This window comes from Streptomyces sp. NBC_01176 (genome assembly GCF_045039825.1).
Lineage (GTDB): Bacteria > Actinomycetota > Actinomycetes > Streptomycetales > Streptomycetaceae > Streptomyces.
The window spans coordinates 346,707-366,399 of sequence record NZ_CP108600.1 but is presented as its reverse complement, the minus strand read 5'-3'; the positions used below and the strand labels follow the sequence as shown (position 1 = coordinate 366,399).

At 70.5% G+C, this 19,693-nt stretch carries 18 protein-coding genes; 10 read left to right on the top strand and 8 right to left on the bottom strand.

Annotated elements, in window-relative coordinates:
* Window positions 1-691: 691 nt before the first annotated feature.
* Genes OG199_RS01180 through OG199_RS01160 form a run of 5 tightly spaced genes read left to right on the top strand, consistent with a single transcriptional unit; the run spans window position 692 to window position 4,965 of the window.
* On the top strand, window positions 692-1,546 hold the full coding sequence (locus OG199_RS01180) for an STAS domain-containing protein (protein WP_405827356.1): 855 nt from the start codon (window positions 692-694) through the stop codon (window positions 1,544-1,546).
* Window positions 1,543-1,983 (top strand): STAS domain-containing protein, encoded by a 441-nt coding sequence (locus OG199_RS01175; RefSeq protein WP_405827354.1) that lies wholly within the window; start codon window positions 1,543-1,545, stop codon window positions 1,981-1,983. The genes OG199_RS01180 and OG199_RS01175 overlap by 4 nt, the downstream gene beginning before the upstream one ends.
* Window positions 1,980-2,393: an anti-sigma regulatory factor gene (locus OG199_RS01170; protein WP_356801011.1), complete on the top strand. Its 414-nt coding sequence runs from the start codon at window positions 1,980-1,982 to the stop codon at window positions 2,391-2,393. The genes OG199_RS01175 and OG199_RS01170 overlap by 4 nt, the downstream gene beginning before the upstream one ends.
* Window positions 2,390-3,613, top strand: coding sequence for an ATP-binding SpoIIE family protein phosphatase (locus OG199_RS01165; RefSeq protein WP_405834386.1), 1,224 nt, complete (start codon window positions 2,390-2,392; stop codon window positions 3,611-3,613). Before OG199_RS01170 ends, OG199_RS01165 begins: the two co-directional genes overlap by 4 nt.
* On the top strand, window positions 3,610-4,965 hold the full coding sequence (locus OG199_RS01160) for a PP2C family protein-serine/threonine phosphatase (protein WP_405827352.1): 1,356 nt from the start codon (window positions 3,610-3,612) through the stop codon (window positions 4,963-4,965). Before OG199_RS01165 ends, OG199_RS01160 begins: the two co-directional genes overlap by 4 nt.
* A gap of 34 nt (window positions 4,966-4,999) precedes the next feature.
* On the opposite strand, the gene OG199_RS01155 is transcribed toward OG199_RS01160, so the two are convergent.
* The 6 genes from OG199_RS01155 to OG199_RS01130 form a co-directional block, all read right to left on the bottom strand.
* The gene (locus OG199_RS01155) at window positions 5,000-6,301 is read right to left on the bottom strand and encodes an AI-2E family transporter (protein ID WP_405827350.1); all 1,302 of its coding nucleotides are present in this window, start codon (window positions 6,299-6,301) and stop codon (window positions 5,000-5,002) included.
* Window positions 6,302-6,703: 402 nt separating this feature from the next.
* Window positions 6,704-7,732, bottom strand: a complete 1,029-nt coding sequence (locus OG199_RS01150; RefSeq protein ID WP_405827348.1) for an iron-containing redox enzyme family protein — start codon at window positions 7,730-7,732, stop codon at window positions 6,704-6,706.
* Window positions 7,729-8,052, bottom strand: coding sequence for a CDGSH iron-sulfur domain-containing protein (locus OG199_RS01145; protein WP_356801015.1), 324 nt, complete (start codon window positions 8,050-8,052; stop codon window positions 7,729-7,731). Before OG199_RS01145 ends, OG199_RS01150 begins: the two co-directional genes overlap by 4 nt.
* Window positions 8,036-8,725 (bottom strand): HemK2/MTQ2 family protein methyltransferase, encoded by a 690-nt coding sequence (locus tag OG199_RS01140; protein ID WP_401805013.1) that lies wholly within the window; start codon window positions 8,723-8,725, stop codon window positions 8,036-8,038. Before OG199_RS01140 ends, OG199_RS01145 begins: the two co-directional genes overlap by 17 nt.
* A gap of 140 nt (window positions 8,726-8,865) precedes the next feature.
* Entirely contained in the window at window positions 8,866-9,096 is a 231-nt protein-coding gene (locus OG199_RS01135; RefSeq protein WP_405827345.1) for a DUF6479 family protein, read from the bottom strand.
* Window positions 9,097-9,503: 407 nt separating this feature from the next.
* Window positions 9,504-12,107 carry a PA14 domain-containing protein gene (locus OG199_RS01130; RefSeq protein WP_405827343.1) on the bottom strand — a complete coding sequence of 868 codons (2,604 nt, stop codon included), beginning with the start codon at window positions 12,105-12,107 and terminating at the stop codon, window positions 9,504-9,506.
* A gap of 159 nt (window positions 12,108-12,266) precedes the next feature.
* On the opposite strand from OG199_RS01130, the gene OG199_RS01125 reads away from it, so the two are divergent.
* From OG199_RS01125 to OG199_RS01105, 5 genes are all read left to right on the top strand, one after another.
* Complete coding sequence (locus OG199_RS01125; RefSeq protein ID WP_356801019.1) at window positions 12,267-13,280, top strand: LacI family DNA-binding transcriptional regulator; 1,014 nt, start codon at window positions 12,267-12,269, stop codon at window positions 13,278-13,280.
* A 143-nt stretch (window positions 13,281-13,423) separates the two neighbouring features.
* The gene (locus OG199_RS01120) at window positions 13,424-14,524 is read left to right on the top strand and encodes an ABC transporter substrate-binding protein (protein WP_356801020.1); all 1,101 of its coding nucleotides are present in this window, start codon (window positions 13,424-13,426) and stop codon (window positions 14,522-14,524) included.
* A gap of 1 nt (window position 14,525) precedes the next feature.
* A complete protein-coding gene (locus OG199_RS01115; RefSeq protein WP_405827340.1) occupies window positions 14,526-16,067 on the top strand; it encodes a sugar ABC transporter ATP-binding protein in 1,542 nt (513 codons plus the stop codon).
* On the top strand, window positions 16,060-17,022 hold the full coding sequence (locus tag OG199_RS01110) for an ABC transporter permease (protein WP_356801022.1): 963 nt from the start codon (window positions 16,060-16,062) through the stop codon (window positions 17,020-17,022). The genes OG199_RS01115 and OG199_RS01110 overlap by 8 nt, the downstream gene beginning before the upstream one ends.
* Window positions 17,019-18,041: an ABC transporter permease gene (locus OG199_RS01105; RefSeq protein ID WP_405827338.1), complete on the top strand. Its 1,023-nt coding sequence runs from the start codon at window positions 17,019-17,021 to the stop codon at window positions 18,039-18,041. The genes OG199_RS01110 and OG199_RS01105 overlap by 4 nt, the downstream gene beginning before the upstream one ends.
* Here OG199_RS01105 and OG199_RS01100 read toward each other — a convergent pair.
* Together OG199_RS01100 and OG199_RS01095 are read right to left on the bottom strand one after the other, a co-directional pair.
* Complete coding sequence (locus OG199_RS01100) at window positions 17,957-18,772, bottom strand: MFS transporter (protein WP_405827335.1); 816 nt, start codon at window positions 18,770-18,772, stop codon at window positions 17,957-17,959. The two genes, OG199_RS01105 and OG199_RS01100, sit on opposite strands and share 85 nt — an antisense overlap.
* Before the next feature lie 153 nt (window positions 18,773-18,925).
* Window positions 18,926-19,684 carry a DeoR/GlpR family DNA-binding transcription regulator gene (locus tag OG199_RS01095; RefSeq protein WP_356801025.1) on the bottom strand — a complete coding sequence of 253 codons (759 nt, stop codon included), beginning with the start codon at window positions 19,682-19,684 and terminating at the stop codon, window positions 18,926-18,928.
* Between the last annotated feature and the right edge of the window lie 9 nt (window positions 19,685-19,693).

The window sequence follows — 19,693 nt, the reverse complement described above, 5'->3', positions numbered from 1 at the left end:
GCGGATGATGATCCCATTGCCGGTTCCCTCCTCGGATTCCGAGAGCTGCGCCGCATCCGCGTTTCTCCCTGTCGAGGACGGGCACTCGGTCCGGGTATCCGAGAGATGTCGGGTATCCAGAAGGCGACGGATGAGCCGGGCTTCGAACGGGCTCGGCGCAGGAAGAAGATGAAGTGTTGTGAGCACTGAGGTCAGCAGGAAGATCGCCACGCGTCGGCCGGAGACAGGCTGGGCGGAAGCGCGTCGTCGGCACGGGAGCGGAGTGCGTACCTGCATTCCCGCGACAGCCGCCCTCGCCGCACGGCGGGACCAGGCGGACAGTCCCGAGGGGAACATCGTCAGAGGTGAGGACTGAACCCTCGTTCCGGGAATTGGTGCGAAGGGCCGATGAGGAAGGCGACTTCCTCGCCGGCCCTTTCTCTGTTTTTCCGCGGCCGGGGCGGGTGCGACACGGCCCTCGTATGCGGTGGGGGCACCGACGTCCGTCTCCGTCACTTCCCCGGCCGCGGTGGTGCCCGGGGACGCGATGAATATCTCGGTTTCAGGGGAGGGTTTCCGGGCAGCATCGCCCTTCTCCCCGGCTGCCCGAAACGGAGATCGTCATCGCCGCGAATCGGTGACCTCTGACCCCACCCCAATGGCCTAAGGTTCCGAGGGGACCGCTCGGTCTCCTCTAAGAGGGATGTGCTCTGTGGCTGGTGAGGTCGTTTCGGACCGTTTGATCGGTCTGCTGTCCGTCCGGGGCGAGGACCTGGGCGCCGACTGGGCGGACAGGGTCACCGGTTCGCTGGGCGGCCGGGTGAGCCGCGCGGAGGTCCATCGCGAACTCCAGGAGATCTACGCCGCGTTGGTGGCCGCGCTGGGCAGCGGCAGCATGGACGGGCGGGGGGAGGCGTTCGGCGAGGTCCGCGCCCTGCTCACCGAGCTGTCGCGCAACCGGGCCCTCCAGGGTTTCACGCCCACCGAGACCGCCGTGAGCGTGTTCGCTCTCAAAGAGGTCCTGGAGCCGTCACTGGACGGTGCGGAAGGCGACCTGCAGGCCTATCTGAAGTTCGCCGCGCTGCTGGACACCCTGGGCCTGTTCACCATCGAGGTCTACACCCGTACCCGCGAGGAGCTGATCTCGGCGCAGGCCGAGCAGCTGCTGGAGCTGTCCACGCCGGTCGTGAAGCTGTGGGACGGGGTGATCGGCGTACCGCTGGTCGGCACTCTGGACTCCGCGCGCACCATGGTGGTGATGGAGAAGATGCTGCAGGCGCTGATCGACACCGGCTCCGAGCAGGCCATCATCGACATCACCGGTGTTCCCGCGGTGGACACCGAAGTCGCCCAGCACCTGTTGAAGACGGTGGTGGCGGCCCGGCTGATGGGCGCCGAGTGCACCATATCCGGCATCCGTCCGCAGATCGCCCAGACCATCGTGGCCCTGGGCATCGACTTCGGTGACATCGTCACCAAGGCCACCCTCGCCGACGCGCTGCGGCACGCGCTGCGCCGCTCCGGTGTCGCGTTCTCGCGCACGGGACCGCTGGCCGGTACCCGGTGAGCGAGCGAGTCCCGGTACTCCAGATCGGGCAAGTGCTGCTCGTGTCCATCCAGACCGACCTGGACGACCAGGCGGTGATGCTGCTGCAGGACGACCTGGCCGCCATGGTGGTGGAGTCCGGCGCGCACGGCGTGGTCATCGACATCACCGCGGTGGAGATCGTCGACTCCTTCGTCGGCCGGATGCTGGCCACCATCGCCTCCATCTCCCGTCTGCTGGACGCGCAGACCGTCGTGGTGGGCATGCGCCCGGCCGTCGCCATCACCCTGGTCGAGCTAGGCCTGTCACTGGGCGGCGTGAGGACCGCGCTGACCTTGGACAAGGGCCTGCGGGTACTGGAGCAGGCCCATGCCGGAGCGAAGGGCGAAACCGACTCCAGTGCCCCGGCCGGCACCGGTTTCGAGGGCATCGCGCCGGATGCCGCGGCCGGCCAGTGAGCGGCGCCCCCCGGGGTCCGGAGCTACTGGAGATCACCGCGAACGCCGGAGTGGTGCAGGCCCGCCAACTGGTGCGCGCGCTGGCCCAGGAGTGCCGGTTCTCCCTCGTGGAGCAGACCAAACTGATCACCGCCGCCAGCGAGCTGGCCCGTAACACCCTCGTCCACGGTGGCGGCGGCACCATGTCCGCCCTGCTGGTGGAGGAACGCGGACGACGCGGGGTACGCCTGGTCTTCACCGACCGGGGACCTGGCATCGCCGACGTGGACCTGGCCCTGACAGACGGCTGGACCTCGGGCAGCGGCATGGGCCTGGGCCTGTCCGGCTCCAAACGGCTGGTCGACGACTTCGTCCTGGACACCGCGCCGGGACAGGGCACCACCGTCACCATCACCAAGTGGGTCCGATGATGACGGTCCCGCCGCGACTGGTGGACTGCGAGGACGTGGCCTGGTTCCGCGACCAGCCCGAAGCCGCCCGCGGTGCCGCGGCCGCCCTCGGCCGGCGCATCGGTCTGGGCGATCAGCGCACCGCCGAGCTGGTGCTGGCGGTGGCCGAACTGACGACCAACATCACCAAGCACGCCGTCGACGGCTCCCTGCTGCTGCGCGTCCTGCGCAACCAGGACGTGGCCGGGGTGGAGGTGGTGGCCGTGGACGGCGGTCCCGGGATGGCGGACGTTCCGGCGGCGCTGCGGGACGGGATGTCGACCGTCGGCACCTTGGGTATCGGCCTGGGCGCGGTCCAGCGTCTGGCGGACTCCTTCGACATCCATTCCCAGCCGGGCAGCGGCACCGTCCAACTGGCCCGCTTCTGGCCACGCCCCCCGCACCCCTCGGTGGCCGGTGAGCCCCCCGTGGGAGGCATCACCCGGCCGATCGGAGGCGAACAGGTCTGCGGTGACGCCTGGGCCGCGCGCACGGACACCGGCGAGCAGACCACGCGGCCGGAGGACGACGGGACCACCCGCCCGGCCGAATCCCGCACCGCGCCCCACAACTGGTCGGCCCTGACCGACACCCGACCGCCGTCCGAGCGCACACACCGGGACACGAAACGCACGGACGCCTTCCTGCGACCAGGGGCAAGGGGCCGTTCCGTGCCCGTGCACGCCGCTGTCGCCGGACCTGGCCACGGCGTTCTCGTCATGTCCTGCGACGGACTGGGCCACGGTCCGATGGCCGCCCTGGCCGCGCAGGCGGCCGTCCAGGCCTTCCGCACCGGGGCCGCGCGCACCCCCGAGCAGGCGATGGAACAGGTACACCGGGCCCTGCGCGGCACCCGGGGCGCCGCGGTGGCCGTCGCCCGCCTGGAGCCCGACGGCCGACTGCTGTTCTGCGGCGTCGGGAACATCACCGCCGCCCTGGTCACCGCCACGACCCGCACCAGCCTCCTCTCCCATCCCGGTATCGCGGGCCACCAGCTGCACCAGCTGCGCACCTACGAACACCGCCTGCCCGCCCACGGAATCCTGGTGATGCACTCCGACGGGCTCAGCGAGCGCTGGACCGCCGCCGACCTGGCCGGCCTGCTGCACCACCCGCCCGCCGTGATCGCCACCGGTCTGCTGCGCCAGGCCGGGACCCGCCGGGACGACGCCAGCGCGGTGATAGCCAAGGCGGCCCGGTGAACGCGTCCCCTGCCCGTCACCGCGACCACACTCCTCTGCTGGTCACGCCGGTCAGCACCGAGCGCGATGTCTTCGCGCTGCGCCGCCACGCCAAGACCATCGCCCAGGCCGTCGGTCTGGACAGCCGGGACCAGGTACGCCTGGCCACCGCGCTGAGCGAACTGGGACGCGATCTGCTCCGCCCCACCGTCATGACCGCCGCGTTCACCATGCAACGGCAACCGGCCGCGCTCCAGGCCCTCCTGCAGTGGCGCGACGACCGCGCACCCAGCGCGGAGTCGCTGACCGCCGTCACCCGGCTGCTGCCGCAGACCCGCTACGAACCGGCCCCCGGCGCCCCGGGCCACCCGGTCCGCGCCGGCGGCGGCCGGATCGAGATCACCTGCCCCGTTCCCGAACTCGCCGCCAGGGACCTGAAGGTGGAGCAGGTCCTGGCCCTGTTGCAGTCCGACAGCCCCGCGAGCGCGATCGACGACCTGCAGGCACAGACCAGGGACCTGATCGCCGCACTGCAGGAGGCCCACGCCCAACGCGACGAGCTGGAACGGCTCAACGAGGAGCTGACCGAGACCAACGCCGGGGTGATGGCCCTGTACGCGGAACTGACGGTCGAGCACAAGGACGTCGTCGAACGATTCGGACAGGAACACGAACTCGCCCTGGCCCTGCAACGCACCTTCCTGCCCGCCACTTTGCCCCGGATCCCCGGGACGGAGATCGCCGTCCGCTACCTGCCCGCCGCGTCCATGACCGAGATCGGCGGCGACTTCTACGAAGCCATCGACACCGAACGGGGACTCCTCCTCGCGGTCGGCGACGTGGTCGGCCACTCCCTGCAGGCCGCCATGGTCATGGGCGAACTCCGCCACGCCCTGCGCGCCTACGCCGCCCAGGACCACCCCCCGCACATCCTGCTGCAGCACCTGGACCACCTCCTGGGACTGCACCAGCCCGGATGGACCGCCACCGTGTGCATCGTGCTGATCGAACCGGGCAACGCACGTGTGCACGTGGCGAACGCCGGGCACCTGCCGCCCCTGTTGCTCGCTCCCGGCGCCGCGCCCCGGTACCTGAGAGAACACGGCCCCCTGCTGGGCCTGAGACTGCCGCAGCCCGCCGCCGTCAGCCACTCCGTCGAGCCGGGCAGCCGGCTCCTCATGATCACCGACGGGCTCGTCGAGACCCGTGACAGCAACCTGTACGAACGCCTGGAGCTCCTGAGCGGTGCCGCCGCGGTCGGCCCCGAGGAACCCGACGCGTTGTGCACCAAGCTGCTGGAGAACTTCGGCGAGGACTCCGAGGACGACATCATCGTCTTCGCGGCCCGCCTGCGCCCACCCGAACTGCCTTGATCGCCGGTCGAGTTCCCTCCTAGGACCTGGGCGGTCAGGACTCGTCGGGCGTCCGGTCCACGGGCTGCCCCGGCCCCTCACCCTCGAGGGCCGGTACGGCCTTCGCCCCCTGCTCCTCCTCACCGGCGTGGGCACGAAGGTGACCGACCACCGTGTTCACGACGGCGACCAGCGGTACGGCGACCACGGCACCGCCGATCCCCGCGACCAGGCCACCGGTGGCAACGGCCAGGACCACGGCCAGGGGATGGACCCGGACGGCCTGTCCCAGGATGAAGGGCTGGAGTACGTGCCCCTCCAGCTGCTGCACCAGGAGCACCACCAACAGGACCATGAGCGCGGTGAACACCCCCTGCGTGACCAGGGCGACCACGACCGCGATCGCGCCGGAGGCAACGGCACCGACGAGCGGCACGAACGAGCTCAGGAAGATCACCACGCCGATGGGGACGGCGAGCGGCACACCGAGGAAGTAGATGCCCACTCCGATGAAGAGGGCGTCGATGAACGCGACGATCATCGTCCCGCGCGCGTACGCGGTGAGAGTCCGCCAGGCCCGCGGACCGGCCGAGGCCACCCCGGGCCGGGCCTCGGCCGGGACCAGCTTGAGCGTCCATTGCCAGATGCGCCTGCCGTCGTACAGCAGGAAGAGCGTGGAGAACATCGTCAGCAGCATGCCGGTGAGGACCTCCGCCAGCACGGTGACCCCTTGAAGGCCTGTCGAGGTGATCTGACTCGTGCTGGTGCCGATCGCGTCGCTCAGGTTCTTCGCCACGTCGTTGATCTGCTGCTCGGTCACGTGGAACGGGCTGTCGAGCAGCCACTGTTTCAGCTGCTCGACTCCGTCCTGGAGGCGGCCGGACAGACTGTCGAGGTTGTCGAGCACCTGCCATACGACGAACCAGGCGACCAGCCCCAGCACGAGGAACCCGCAGATCGCGGTGACCGCGGTGGCCAGTCCCCGGGACAGCCCGCTGCGATGCAGCCGCGAGACCGTCGGCTCGAGCAGTGCGGTGATCAGCAACGCGACGACGAAGGCGAGGACGACCAGCCGTACGGAGCCGATCACCCGCATCAGCACCCACACCGCGGCGGCCAGGACCAGGAACCGCCAGCCGGCCTCGGCCGCCACCCGCACGCTCCAGGGCACCGCGGCTGCCGGGTCCGGGTCCGGGTCCGGTTTGCGGGGGCGCGCCGGTTGGATCTCCGCGGGCCGTTCCCCGCCGGTCATCGCCTCGTGGTCCGCGACATGGCCCGCCCGGGCCTGCGCACGGCGTTCACCGAGCGTGGCCGCGCCGTTCTTCACGCGATCGAGCCATCCGTGGATCCGGGGCATCCGGCACCTCCCTTTGCATCGGTGGCCTTGTGCCCCCGTTCCGATCGATCAGCCACCTGCGGGACTCCGGGCCCGATTCGTAATCCGCCCACGCCACCACCTCGCCGCCGGTGGCCTCTGACGTCCCCGGCGGATGCGTCGACCCGTCCGGTCCGTGCACGCCCGTGACCCGGGCACGACGCGTTCCGGCCGGCCGCCAGCGCAGCCGCGCGGCCCCGGGAGCGAGGGTCGGACAGGAGCGCCCCGGCAGGGGCGTACGCGGCGCGGACAGGGGCGGCCGCCGCTCTCTCCGGCTTGAGGCGTACGCGGGGGCGGGTCGGCTTCCCGGCAGGGCCGTACCCGGTGCGGGTAGGGGCGGGTCGGCTTCCCGGCAGGGCCGTACCCGGTGCGGGCAGGGGCGGGTCAGCTTCCCGGCAGGGCCGTACGCAGGGCGGACAGCCCCTGGTCCCACGCGGCCTCGATGTGGGCGGCGAGCCGGTCATCCAGCAGGAGGGTCGCCGCACAGCCGAAGGCGATGTCGGCCTCCAGCTCCGGTTCGTCTGCGAGGAGGCCGCCGATGACGTCGTGGCGCACGACCTGTTCGTGGACGGCGTCGGCCTCGACATGCTCGGCGTAGAAGTGCTCGGCCGCGGGGCCCGCCCCGCACCTGCGCATCGCTTTGGCGAGACGGCGGGAGCCGGGGGAGGAGGTGACCTCGACGCAGGCGAAGTGGCCGACGAGCGCACCGCGCAGCGCCCGGTGCAGGCCGAAGAGGGACATCAGGTTGACGGTGGCGAGGAGCGGCGCGGGTGCCTGGTCGAGGTAGCGGCCGTACGCGGGGTCCAGGCCGAGGTCGCCCATGAGGTCGGCGTAGAGACGGGCGTGGATGCGGTCGGCGCGGCCGGCGCCGAACTCGTCGTACTCGATGGCGACCATCGCTGCCTTGGCCCGGCCGGTCAGGCGAGGGATGACCCAGGCGTGCGGATCGGCTTCCTTGAGGTGGTAGAGCGAACGCAGCGCGGCGTACTCGCGCAGTTGCCAGAGCTCACCGGTCGTTTCGAGCCGGTGACTGAGGCTGCCGGTGAGGTCCACGGGTTCGACGAGCAGCGGCGCGAAGGCCTCCTCGACGGTCCGGGGCGCGTGGGCCAGGGCGGATCGCAGGGAGCTCAGGAAGCGCGTCTCCAGGCTCTGGCGCAGACGCAGCAGTTCCGGATCCCATTCCCGGTCGTCGGCGACGCCTTCGAAGCCCCGGTAGTGCAGCTCGTACAGGAGGTGCAGGGCGAGCTGAAGGTCCTCACCCCAGGGATCGGCCTCCCGTACCGCGTCCGGTTCGTGGGCGGGGGGCAGACCCGTGCGCAAGGACGCCACGACCGCTCCTGACAGCTCGCCCCGGCCCTCGACCAGGCGGCCGCCGACGGCAGGCGAGGAGGCGGTGACGCCGGGCGCGGTCATGGTGCGTTCCTGTCATCCGGAGCGGGCCTGGTCGCGCGACCGTCGTGGCCTTCACGGGCCTGCCGCGCGCGTTCGTCGGAGGTGGGGGTGCCGGCGGTCTTCTCGCGCGGCCGGTGGCTGGTGTCGCACCATGGGTAGGTCCGGCTGCGGCGGCATGTGCAGATCGCGACCATGAAACGTTCCGAGCGGGCGACCGTGCCGTCATCCAGGACGATCTCCACCGGCCCCTCGACCAGGACGGGCCCTTGTGGGTCGACGCTCACCCGGCGGGCCCGGCAGACCGGTACGGCGCCGGTGGCGGGGTCAGAGGGCCTGGGCACGGATGATCACCAGCTCTTCACGCTCTTGGCCGACGTCGGCGAGCCCCTGCCTCTCGAGCCAGGGCCGGCGTGAGCGCAGGACCGGCCCCCAGGGCACGAACGCCCTCGCGGTGGTCCGTCCGGCCAGCCCCGCCTGTCGCAGCCGCTTGAGCGTGCTGTCGGCTCCGCACATCGCGGAGTGCACCATGAGCAGGACGCCGCCGTGGCGCAGCAGGGCCGGGGCGCTCGCGCAGATGCGGTCGATGACGAGCCGGCCGTCGGGGCCGGCGTCCCAGGCGCGCGCCGGACCGCCGGTGGGTGGCCGGATCTCCGGGGACGGGACGTAGGGGGGATTGGCGAGGACGATGTCATAGCGCCGGCCGCTCGTGCGGGCCGTGAAATCGCCGTGCAGGACCCGCAGGGGCAGGCCGTGGGCCAGGGCGTTGATCCGGGCGGTGGCCACCGCCCGCCAGGACACGTCCACAGCGGTGACCCGTGCCCCTCTGCCTGCCGCGCTCAGCGCCAGGACGCCTGTGCCGGTGCCGATCTCCAGGACCTCGGTCGCCGGGCGCACGTCTTCCATCGCCAGGGCGCCGGCGAGGAGCCGGGTGTCGGCCTGGGGCCGGTACACACCGGGCAGGGTCAGCAGTCCGGTGGGGAGTGTCGCTTCTCGTGCGGCGGTCGTGGCGGGCACCGCGTACCTCCCTGTTCTGTGCGTCCGCAGTGCGGAGCTCGGTGGGTGAGGTGTCGGTCCGAGCGGGGCCGCGCGAGGATTCCACGTGCCCTGCGGCACTCGTGACGGTCCTCGGAGAATGACGAGCGGGCGCGGTGCGGTCAGTGCCGGGGCTGTCGGTCGGTGTCGTCGTCGGGGGTCTGCCAGGAGTCCTGTCGGGCCGCCGCCTGTGGGTTCTGTTCCGCTGGGCCGGCGCCGGGATCCTGGCGGCGTGCGGTGCGCCGGCTGCCGTACCAGAACGCGCCGATCAGGAGGGCCGCCAGCACCAGGCCGGCGACGATCAGGGGGAGCGACGACGAGCCGTCGGCGGCGAGAACATACGAAGAGATCATGACGGCCGTCTACCCGTTCTCCGGCGTCCATCACGGAGGGCGAACGCGTATTCCGCTGAGCACGATCGTCCGCCACGCACAGTGAGGGGGCCGGGGGAGGCAACCCCGGGCGGTCCCTTCAGAGCCGGCGCGCGCGTGTCGCCGCGCAGGGACCGAACCTCCGTGGCGTCCGCCCGGCTCTTCCTGCCCACGGACGACGATCCACTCGTCCTGTCGACGGTCGCCGGTCCCTTGTCCCGTCCACGGGTCGACGGTCCGAGGTGCACGGGGCCGGGACCCCGGTACGACGGACGAGGCACGGCCCGCCCCTATCCCGCGGGGAGCGGACCGTGCCGACGACCCGTCAGCGGGTCAGGACGGGGCGCACACGGAGAACCGGTCAGGTGCTCGCCGGGCGCGCCCGTCCATCAGGAGCAACCCGCCGGCGTCGGTTGCGACGCGTCGTGGATCAGCGCGTCGTGGGCCGCCTTCAGCCGCTTCACATCGGGCTTGACCACCTTGCGGTCGTACGTCATCAGCCCGTTCAGCTCGCCCTCCACGTCCGAGATCTGGGTGTAGACGGCGCCGTTGCCGCCCTTGCAGGCGAGCTTGTGCACCTCGTCCAGACGGGCCAGATAGTCGTCGGTGTACGTCGCCGGGTCCACGTCCACGTAGGACTGCTGCACCGACCAGGCATGACCGGGCACCGCGAGCCCGAGACCGCCGTACTCACCGCTGACCAGAGCTCGCTTCCCGTCGGGATTCGGTGGCAGCGCGGGGCTCGGATAGCCGTGCTCGTCGATGATGTCGCCGGTGCCGCCGTCCACCCCGAGATTGATGCCCGACATGGAGTTGACGAGGCGTGTCGGGTCCCAGGACTTGGCCTGGTCGGCGATGCGGGCCTCGTCGTACTGGCCCCAGCCCTCGTTGAAGGTCACCCACATGACGACCGACGGGCTGCTGATGTGCTCGTCGATCATCTGCTTCATCTCGCGCTCGTACTCGGCGCGGGACGCGGCGTTCGGGTCGACCCCGGCGGTCATGGCGGGCATGTCCTGCCAGACCATCAGGCCGAGCCGGTCCGCCCAGTAGAACCAGCGGTCGGGTTCCACCTTGATGTGTTTGCGGACCGCGTTGAAGCCCATCTGCTTGTGCATCTTCAGGTCGTACGCCAGGGCCTCGTCGGTCGGCGCGGTGTGCAGACCGTCGGGCCAGAAGCCCTGGTCGAGGGTGGCCATCATGAAGACGGGCTTGCCGTTGAGGACGGTGCGCGGGGTTCCGTTCACCTGTTCCACGGCGATGGAGCGCATCCCGAAGTAGCTGCCGACACGGTCGGCACCGACGGTCACCTTCAGGTCGTAGAGGAAGGGATCGTCGGGGGACCAGAGGTGCGGATCGCTGATCTTCAGCGTGAGCGGCTGCCCGGTGCGGCCGGACACGGTGGCGACCCTGCGGTGTCCGGCATACGCGGTGGCGGTGACCGGCACCCCGTTCCGAACGCCCTGCGGCTCGACGGTGAGCCGGCTGCTCTTGACGTCGGGCGTCAGCTTGAGCGAGTCGACGTGGTCCGTGGCGACCGGCTCCATCCACACCGTCTGCCAGATCCCGGAGGACGGCGTGTACCAGATGCCGCTGGGGTCGAGACGCTGCTTGCCCACGGGCGGGTTCTCGCCGCCCTGCGCGTCGGTCGGGTCGTAGACGCCGACGATCAGTTCCTGGGTACGGCCGGGCTTCAGCGCGGCGGTGACGTCGGCGCTGAACTTGTCGTAGCCGCCTTGGTGTTCGGTGACCCTGGTGCCGTTGACGTAGACCTCGGCCTTCCAGTCGACGGCACCGAAGTTGAGCTGCAGGCGCTTGCCGGAGCCGATCCGCCAGTCCTTCGGGACCGTGAAGGTGCGGCGGTACCACATACGGTCCTCGTGCCGTTCGATGCCGGAGAGCTGGGACTCCACGGGGTAGGGCACGAGGATCTTCTCGGCGAGGTTCCTGCCGACCGGCGGCCGGTCACCGGCCTTGGCGGTGGCGAACTGCCACGAGCCGTTCAGGTTGCGCCAGTTGTCCCGCGTGAGCTGGGGCCGGGGGTACTCGGGGTGGGCGTTGCGCGGGCCGACGTCGTCCGCCCACTTCGTGCGCAGCTGGTAGGTGGAGTGGTTGGAGCCGCTGCTCCAGAAGGCGTTGACAACGTTGCCGTTCGTGCCGGAGAGGCCGCCCTTGCCGTCGTAGCGCAGGTCGGCGGTGCCTCGGGCGGTGCCGGTCTTGTTGCCGACGACGGGTTCCTTCAGACGGACGAGCAGTGACTTCGGGTCGGTGGGATCCAGTTTCGCCGTGGACAGGGGCCACTTGGCGCCCCCGATCACCGCTTCCACGTGGTCGGTGAGACCGGCCGGGGGTGCGGACAGCGCCTGGGCGAAGTCGAGGCGCAGGGTACGGCCGTCCCCCTGGACCGTGGTCGCGATGGCGCCGTCGTAGGCGTATCCGTCGGGCAGCCGGAGTGCCGACTGCGGGACGGCCGTCTTGGTGCCGCCCGGCGGGGTCCAGCGCAGATGGAGGTTGGAGCCGCCGAAGTGCTCGAAGTACTCGACCTTGATGTCGTAGGCCCGTCCGGCGGTCAGGTCGAGGGGCTGGGAGGTCTGTTCCCGGTCCCAGTCGTCGACCCAGTGGTCGATGGCGAGCTGCCCGTCGACCCACAGCCGGAAGCCGTTGTCACCGATGATCGAGAAGGTGTGGGCGCCGGTCTTCTCCGGGACGATCCGGCCGGTCCAGCGGACGTTGACGTCGTCCGACTGTCCGGTGGCGAAGGAGAGTCGCGGCTCCAGGTTGTCGAAGTCGAGGTTGGTGTCGAATCCGGTGGCCTTCAGCTCGTGGAAGTCGAAGGCGCCGGGGGCGGACTGGGTGTAGTACTCGCCTTTCAGGCCGTGGACCTCCACGGGGTCGGCGGCGGCTGTGGCGGCGGGGGCGGCGGTGAGTCCCGCCAGGCCCAGCACCGCGACGAGCAGGAGTGCCATTCGGGTGCGGAGTCTTCTGATGCGCACGGATCCTCCTTGGCTGAGGAAGGGTGGCGGCTCGTTGCTTCAGTCTGTACAACGTTGGAAGGAACGGGAGTTGGCATCACAGCACGGGTCCCGGCCTCTGTCCAGGGTCATGACAAACGTCCTGGTGGCAGGGGCGCACATCGATGGAGAGGAGATCCCTTGCGGGTCAGCCTGAAGGACGTCGCGGAGCGCGCCGGCGTCTCGATCAAGACGGTTTCGAACGTCGTGAACAACTATCCGCACGTCACCCCGGCCATGCGCGCCCGGGTCCAGGAGGCCATCGACGAGCTGGGATACCGGCCGAACCTCACGGCTCGCCACCTGCGCAAGGGCCGCACGGGCATCATCGCCCTCGCCATCCCCGAGCTGGGCAACCCGTACTTCGCCGAGCTGGCCGGAGCGGTCGTCGACGCCGCCGCCGAACACGAGTTCACCGTGCTCCTCGACCACACGCGGGGCGACCGGGAGCAGGAGGTGCTGGTCAGCCAGGGGTTCCGGGCCAATGTGATCGACGGCCTGATCCTCAGCCCGCTGGAGCTCGAGGCCGAGGACCTGCGCTCCCGTACCGACGACGTGCCGCTCGTGCTGCTCGGCGAGCGGGAGTACGAGCTGCCCTACGACCACATCGCGATCGACAACGTGGCGGCCGCGCGCAGTGCGGTACGCCATCTGCTGGGCCGCGGACGCTCACGGATCGCCTATCTGGGGGCCCGTACGGATTCGGCCAACCGGCCCGCCCATCTGCGACTGGCGGGCTGGCGCGAGGAACTGACGGCGGCCGGGGTGCCGGCGCCCGACGACCTGGTGGTGCCGGTCGGCGGCTGGGACCGCGACGAGGGCGCGCGGGGGATGGCCCGGCTGCTGGATTCCGGAGTGCGTCCGGACGCCGTTTTCGCGTACAACGACCTGGTCGCGATCGGTGCGATGCGCGTCCTGCACGAGCGCGGTCTGCGGGTGCCGTGGGACGTGGCGGTGGTCGGCTTCGACGACATCGAGGAGGGGCGGTTCGGCGCCGTCACGCTGACGACGATCTCGCCGGACAAGCAGGCCATCGCGCGGATGGCGGTGGCCTCCCTGCTGCGCAGTCTGTCCGGCCGCACCGAGCCCGGGGGGCGTGAACTGACCGCGGATTTCCGGCTGGTGGAGCGCGAGAGCACGCTGGGGCGACGCTGACGAGATTTCGGACCGAAGGCTTTACAGCGTCCTTCCAACGATGTAAAAACCTCCCCGGAACGACGTGTACACCGAGTTGACCGCAAGAGCCGATCATCCCCGGGAGCGCTCTCAGCGCCGGGGCCGCGCCGTTTGGGGACTCCATGAAGCCGATCGCACCTCGTCACCGCACCTCCGCCAGGACCCTCCTCGCCACCGGCCTCATCACGAGCCTCGCGCTCGTCTCCGGATGCGCGAAGTCGGAGGACGACTCCGCCGACAAGGACAAGAGCTCCACCAGCCAGGGCGACTCCGGACAGGTCGTCGCCTCGCCGTCCACGGGCTCCGGTCCGACCTGTGCCATAGACGCCTACGGCGCCCAGAAGACCGACCTGAAGACGGCCACCGTCGGCTTCTCCCAGTCCGAGAAGGAGGCCAACCCCTTCCGGATCGCCGAGACCGCGTCGATCAAGGCCGAGGCGAAGCAGCGAGGCGTGAAACTGCTGACGGCCAACGCCCAGTCGCAGTTCTCCAAGCAGATCAGCGACGTCCAGGACCTCATCGCCAAGGGCGCCGATCTCCTGGTGATCGCACCGCTCAACTCGGACGGCTGGGAGCCGGTCCTGCGCTCGGCCTCCGCCAAGCACATCCCGATCATCACCATCGACCGCAAGATCAACGCCGCCGCCTGCAAGGACTACGTCAGCTTCATCGGCTCCGACTTCGTGGAGCAGGGCAAGCGGGCCGCGGACCGGATGATCGAGGCGACCGGCGGCAAGGGCGAGATCGCCATCCTGCTGGGCGCCGCGGGCAACAACGTGACGACCGAGCGCACCAAGGGGTTCGAGGAGCGCGTCAAGGAGAAGGCGCCCGGCCTCAAGATCGTCTTCAAGCAGACCGGCGAATTCGCCCGGGAGAAGGGCCAGTCGGTCACCGAGAACCTCATCCAGTCCAAGCCCGGCATCACCGGGATCTACGCCGAGAACGACGAGATGGGACTCGGGGCGGTCAATGCCCTCAAGGGGGCCGGCAAGCAGCCGGGCGCGGTGAAGATCGTCACGATCGACGGCACCCGCAACGCCGTCCAGGGCATCGTCGACGGCTGGATCGACGGTGTCGTGGAGTCCAACCCCCGCTTCGGACCGCTCGCCTTCCAGACCCTGGACGCCTTCACCAAGGGTGAGAAGGTCGCCCAGGACATCGTCATCCAGGACAGCGAGTACACCACCGCCAACGCCAAGTCGGATCTGGGCAAGGCCTTCTGAGATGTTGTCAGTCACCGGTCTGTCGAAGACCTTCCCCGGCGTGAAGGCCCTGTCCCAGGTGGACTTCACGGCCCGCGCCGGGGAGGTGCACGCACTCATCGGCGAGAACGGCGCGGGCAAATCGACCCTCATCAAGGTCCTCACCGGGGTCTACCGGCCCGACGAGGGCGAGGTGACGTACAACGGTGCCCCGGTCCGCTTCGCCACACCGCTGCACGCGCAGCACGCGGGAATCTCCACCATCTACCAGGAGGTCAACCTCGTCCCGCTGATGACCGTGGCCCGCAACCTCTTCCTCGGCCGGGAGCCCCGCAACCGGCTGGGCCTGATCGACTTCCGGCGCATGCACCGGGACGCGGACGAGGCACTGCGCGAGCTCGGACTGCGTGTCGACGTATGTCGCCCCCTGCGTGAACTGGGCGTCGGCGCCCAGCAGATGGTGGCCCTCGCCCGCGCCGTCTCCGTCGACGCCCGCGTGGTCGTCATGGACGAACCGACCTCCTCGCTCGAACCGCGCGAGGTCCGGACCCTGTTCGGGGTGATCCGGATGCTGCGCGAGCGGGGCATCGCGGTGATCTACGTCAGCCACCGGCTCGACGAGCTGTACGAGATCTGCGACGCGGTCACCGTGCTGCGCGACGGCAAGGTCGTGCACACCGGCCGCATCGCCGAACTCGACCGGCTGAGGCTCGTGGCACTCATGCTGGGACGCGAGATCACGGACGTACGCGAGGACGGCCTCACCAAGTTCGCGGGCAGCCACGAGACCGAGACCGAACCCGTCCTCGAGGCAACGGAACTGACCGTACGTCACCAACTGGACGGAGTGTCGGTCTCCGTACGTCCCGGCGAGGTGGTGGGGCTCGGCGGCCTGCTCGGGTCGGGCCGTACCGAGACCGCCAAGGCCATCGCGGGCGCACTGCCCACCGACTCCGGGCGGGTCGTGGTGGCGGGCGTGCGCGTACGCACCGGATCGACACCCGCCGCGATCCGTGCGGGCATCAGCCTGCTCCCCGAGGACCGCAAGACCGAAGGCATCGTGCCGGGTCTCTCGGTCCGCGAGAACATCGCACTCGCCGCGCTGCCGGGCCTCTCACGCTTCGGCCTGGTCGACGAGGCGCGCATCGACCGGATCGTCGAGACCTTCATGAAGCGGCTGCGCATCAAGGCGGCGGGACCCCACCAGAAGGTGGGCGAACTGTCCGGCGGCAACCAGCAGAAGGTCCTGCTGGCCCGCTGGCTGGCCATGCAGCCCAAGGTCCTGCTCCTCGACGAGCCGACCCGGGGCATCGACGTCGGAGCCAAGGCGGAGGTGCAGAAACTGATCGACGAACTGGCCGACGACGGACTCGGCGTCCTTCTCATCTCCTCGGACCCGGAGGAACTGATCGAGGGCAGCGACCGGGTGATCGTCCTCAAGGACGGCGCGGTCGTCGAGGAACTGACCGGCGACGCCGTCACCGAGGACCGGCTGATGCGCGCCATAGCCGCCGGGCCCGCGGACACGGGTACCGGCTCCGGCCCGGGAGGCCACGATGACTGACCTGACCCTGGGCCGGGTGACCGCGGACCGCGACCGACTGCTGCGGCTGCTCCAGGAGTACGGCGTCTACCTGGGCGTCGTGGTCCTCTTCCTGGTCAACACCGTCTTCACCCCGCACTTCCTGTCCACCGAGAACTTCCGTACCCAGGCCGTCCAGGTCGCCCCGGTCCTGATCGTGGCACTCGGCATGGCACTGGCCATCGGCAGCGAGGGCGTCGACCTGGCGGTCGGCTCGGTTATGGCCCTGTCCACCTCCCTCCTGTCCCTCTACCTCGGCTACGGGCCCTGGATCGCCATCCTGATCGCCCTCGTGGGCGGTGCCGTGATCGGTGTCGCGAACGGATCGCTCATCGCCTTCGTCGGCGTCCAGCCGATCGTCGCGACACTGGCCCTGATGGTCGCGGGGCGCGGGCTGGCCCTGGTGCTCCTTCCTCAGCTCAAGGACGTCCACGACCCGGCCATGGCGTCACTGGGCTCGGGCGATGTCCTGGGCGTCCCCTATCTCGTGCTGATCGCCGCCGCCCTCGCGCTGCTCGTCGCCTTCATCGTGCGTCGCACCACCTTCGGCCGGCAGCTCCTGGCCATCGGGGACAGCCGTCCGGCGGCCCGGCTCGCCGGACTGCCGGTGCGCCGCGTGCTGATCCTGGTGTACGTCTGCTCCGGCGTCCTCGCCGCGATCGCGGGCGTGCTGGCCACCGCCCGTCTGACCGCGAGCGATCCGACCTCGCTCGGCAACCTGATGGAACTCTCCGCGATCACCGCGGTCGTGGTCGGCGGCACTCCGCTGAGCGGAGGCCGCGTCCGCATCGGCGGCACGGTCGCCGGCGCCGTCCTGATCCAGTTGCTCACCACCACGCTCATCAAGCACGATCTGCCGCCGTCGTGGACCCAGATCGCCCAGGCCGTGGTGATCGTCCTCGCCGTCTACGCGGCACGGGAACGAGGAAAGCGATGACGACCGACGTGGACACTCCGGTGAGCGGCAGGACCACGGCCGAGGAAGATCCGCCCGGCACCTCCCGCTCGGAACGGCTCAGCGCGCTCGCCCAGCAGCACGGCGCCCTGGTCACCCTCGTCGTCGCGATGATCGCGGCGTCGCTGAGCTTCGACACCTTCCTGACCGGCGACAACCTGGAGAACATGGCGCTCTCCTCGGCGTTCCTCGCCGTGGTCGCGCTCGGTATGACCTTCGTCATCGTCACCGGCGGCATCGACCTGTCGGTGGGCTCGCTCTTCGCCCTCGGCGGGGTGCTCGCGGCGTGGGGATCACAGTACGGAACGGCGGTGGCACTGCTGCTGCCGCTGGCCGTGTGCGGGCTGATCGGGCTGGTCAACGGCCTGCTGATAGCCCGCTCGCGACTGGCTCCGTTCATCGTCACGCTGGCGGCGATGCTGGGTGCCCGGGGCATCCTGCTCTCCGTCACCGACGAGGGCTCGACGACGTATCTCGTGGACAAGGACTCGTTCTTCGCGAAACTCGGCCAGAACACCCTGCTCGGTGTCGGCGTGCCCGTGTGGATCACCCTCGCGCTGTTCGTGCTCGGCGCGGTCGTGCTCCGGCGCACCCGCTTCGGCCAGTACGTCTACGCGGTCGGGGGGAACGAGGACGCGGCGGCACTGATGGGCGCCCCCGTGGCCCGTACGAAGATCTCCGTCTACACGCTCTCCGGGCTCTGCGCCGGACTCGCCGGGGCACTCAACGCGGCCTGGCTGGTGTCGGGCGTGACGATCCTCGGCTCCGGCATGGAACTGGAGGCGATCTCCGCGGTGGTGATCGGCGGCACGCTGCTCACCGGAGGGTTCGGCTTCATCAGCGGTTCGCTGGTGGGAGTACTGCTGCTGAAGGTCATCCAGAACGTCATCAATCAGATCGGTTCACTGGACTCGGCCTACCAACAGGTTGTCAGCGGAGCCTTCTTGGCCCTGGTGGTCATCGCGCAGACGTGGCTGGGTCGTATACGCCGAGTGCTGTGAGGGCTTCGGCCCGGGTGCCGGCCTGCCGTGCCGTCCGTACGGGTCCGGCCGCCGGCGAGTGCGGCCGCCGCGACGCAGACGACTCCGAGGACGGTGAACACCGCGTGGTAACCGGTGAGCGTGGGCTGCCCGGTGCGGCGGTCGAGGTGGGTGGAGAGGATCAGCGACGTGAGCGGCATCAACGGGCTGATGCGCACCGTGGGCGGCAGTCTCTCGGGGGCCTCGGCGGCCTCGGGGATGTCCTGGATGGCCATGGTGCCCAGCGCCGAGTAGCCGATACCGAGGCCGAGACCGGAAACCACCGAGCCGACCCAGAGGGTGGGGGCGTCGCCGGGCCGGAGCAGCAGCCAGGCGAACGCGCCGGTGATGATCAGTGACCCGAGGGCCACGGTGGCGGCCGCTCCAATCCTGAGGGTGAGACGTCCGGCCAGGGGAGTGAGGACGATCATGGCCAGGCCGCACGGGAGCGGGAAGAGCCCGACCTGCAGTGTGGAGGCGCCGACCCCGTAGCCGGCGCTCGAAGGTACCTGGGCGTAGCCGGCGACGACGGTGAAGAAGGCCAACAGCCGAAGCCCAGCAGGACGGCGATCAGGTTGGCGGCGAGCGCGCTGCCCCGTCCGATCAGGGCGAGGTCGACCAGGGGAGCGGCGGCGCGCCTCTCCCACCGGAACCAGGCGGCCGCGGCGAGGGCGGCGAGGGTGAACAGGCCGAGGACCGCCCCAGACCCCCATCCCCAGCGCGGCGCCTGGCTCATGGCGCTGAGCAGCCCGATGCCGGTGGGGATCCTTCGTGCGGGGAGGTGCCGGCGCACCATGCCGACACCTAGCGGAAAGACGGCGACGCCGAGTCACGAGGTCCACGGCTCGCCCGCCGCGATCGACGGATCACACCCTTCGTACGGCGACGCCCGCCGCGGCCAGTGCCCCGGTCTCGTCGTCGGCGGCGGATCGGTCCGTCACGACGGCGTGCAGGGCGGAGGCCGGGATGACGAAGGCGAGGGCGGTGCGCGAGAGTTTGGCGGCCTCGGTGACGGCGATGACACGACGCGCCGAGGCGATCGCGGCGCGCTTGACCGCGGCGTCGGCAAGGTCGTAGGCGGTGAGGCCGTCCGCGGCGGTCAGGCCGCAGCACCCGATGACCGCGGTGTCGAAACGCAGGGCGGCCAGCGACGCCTCGGTCAGCGGGCCGGTCAGGGCCAGTTCGCCGGTACGTGGTTCCCCGCCGGGCAGCAGGAGTTTCAACTGGGGGGCGCCGGTCAGCGCGTTGGCCGCGTGCAGGGACAGCGGCATGACGGTCAGCCTGCGGTGATGGAGAGCGCGGGCCACTTCCAGACAGGTGGTGCCGCTGTCGACGACGACCGACTCGCCGTCCGCGATCAGTGCGGCGACCTCGGCGGCGAGGCGTCGCTTGACCTCCAGTCCGCCCTGGGCCCGGAGGGCGAACGGTGGCTCCTCGCCGCGCAGGAGCAGGCTTCGGGCCCCTCCGCGGTACCGCTCCAGGACACCCTGGTCGGCCAGGACCTCCAGGTCGCGGCGGATGGTCATCTCCGAGGCGCCCGTGAGCTCGGCCAGTTCCGCGACACTCAGGCGACCGGTCTCACTCACGGCATCGGTGATCTTCTTCAGCCGCTCCGCGCTCATCATGGCTCCATA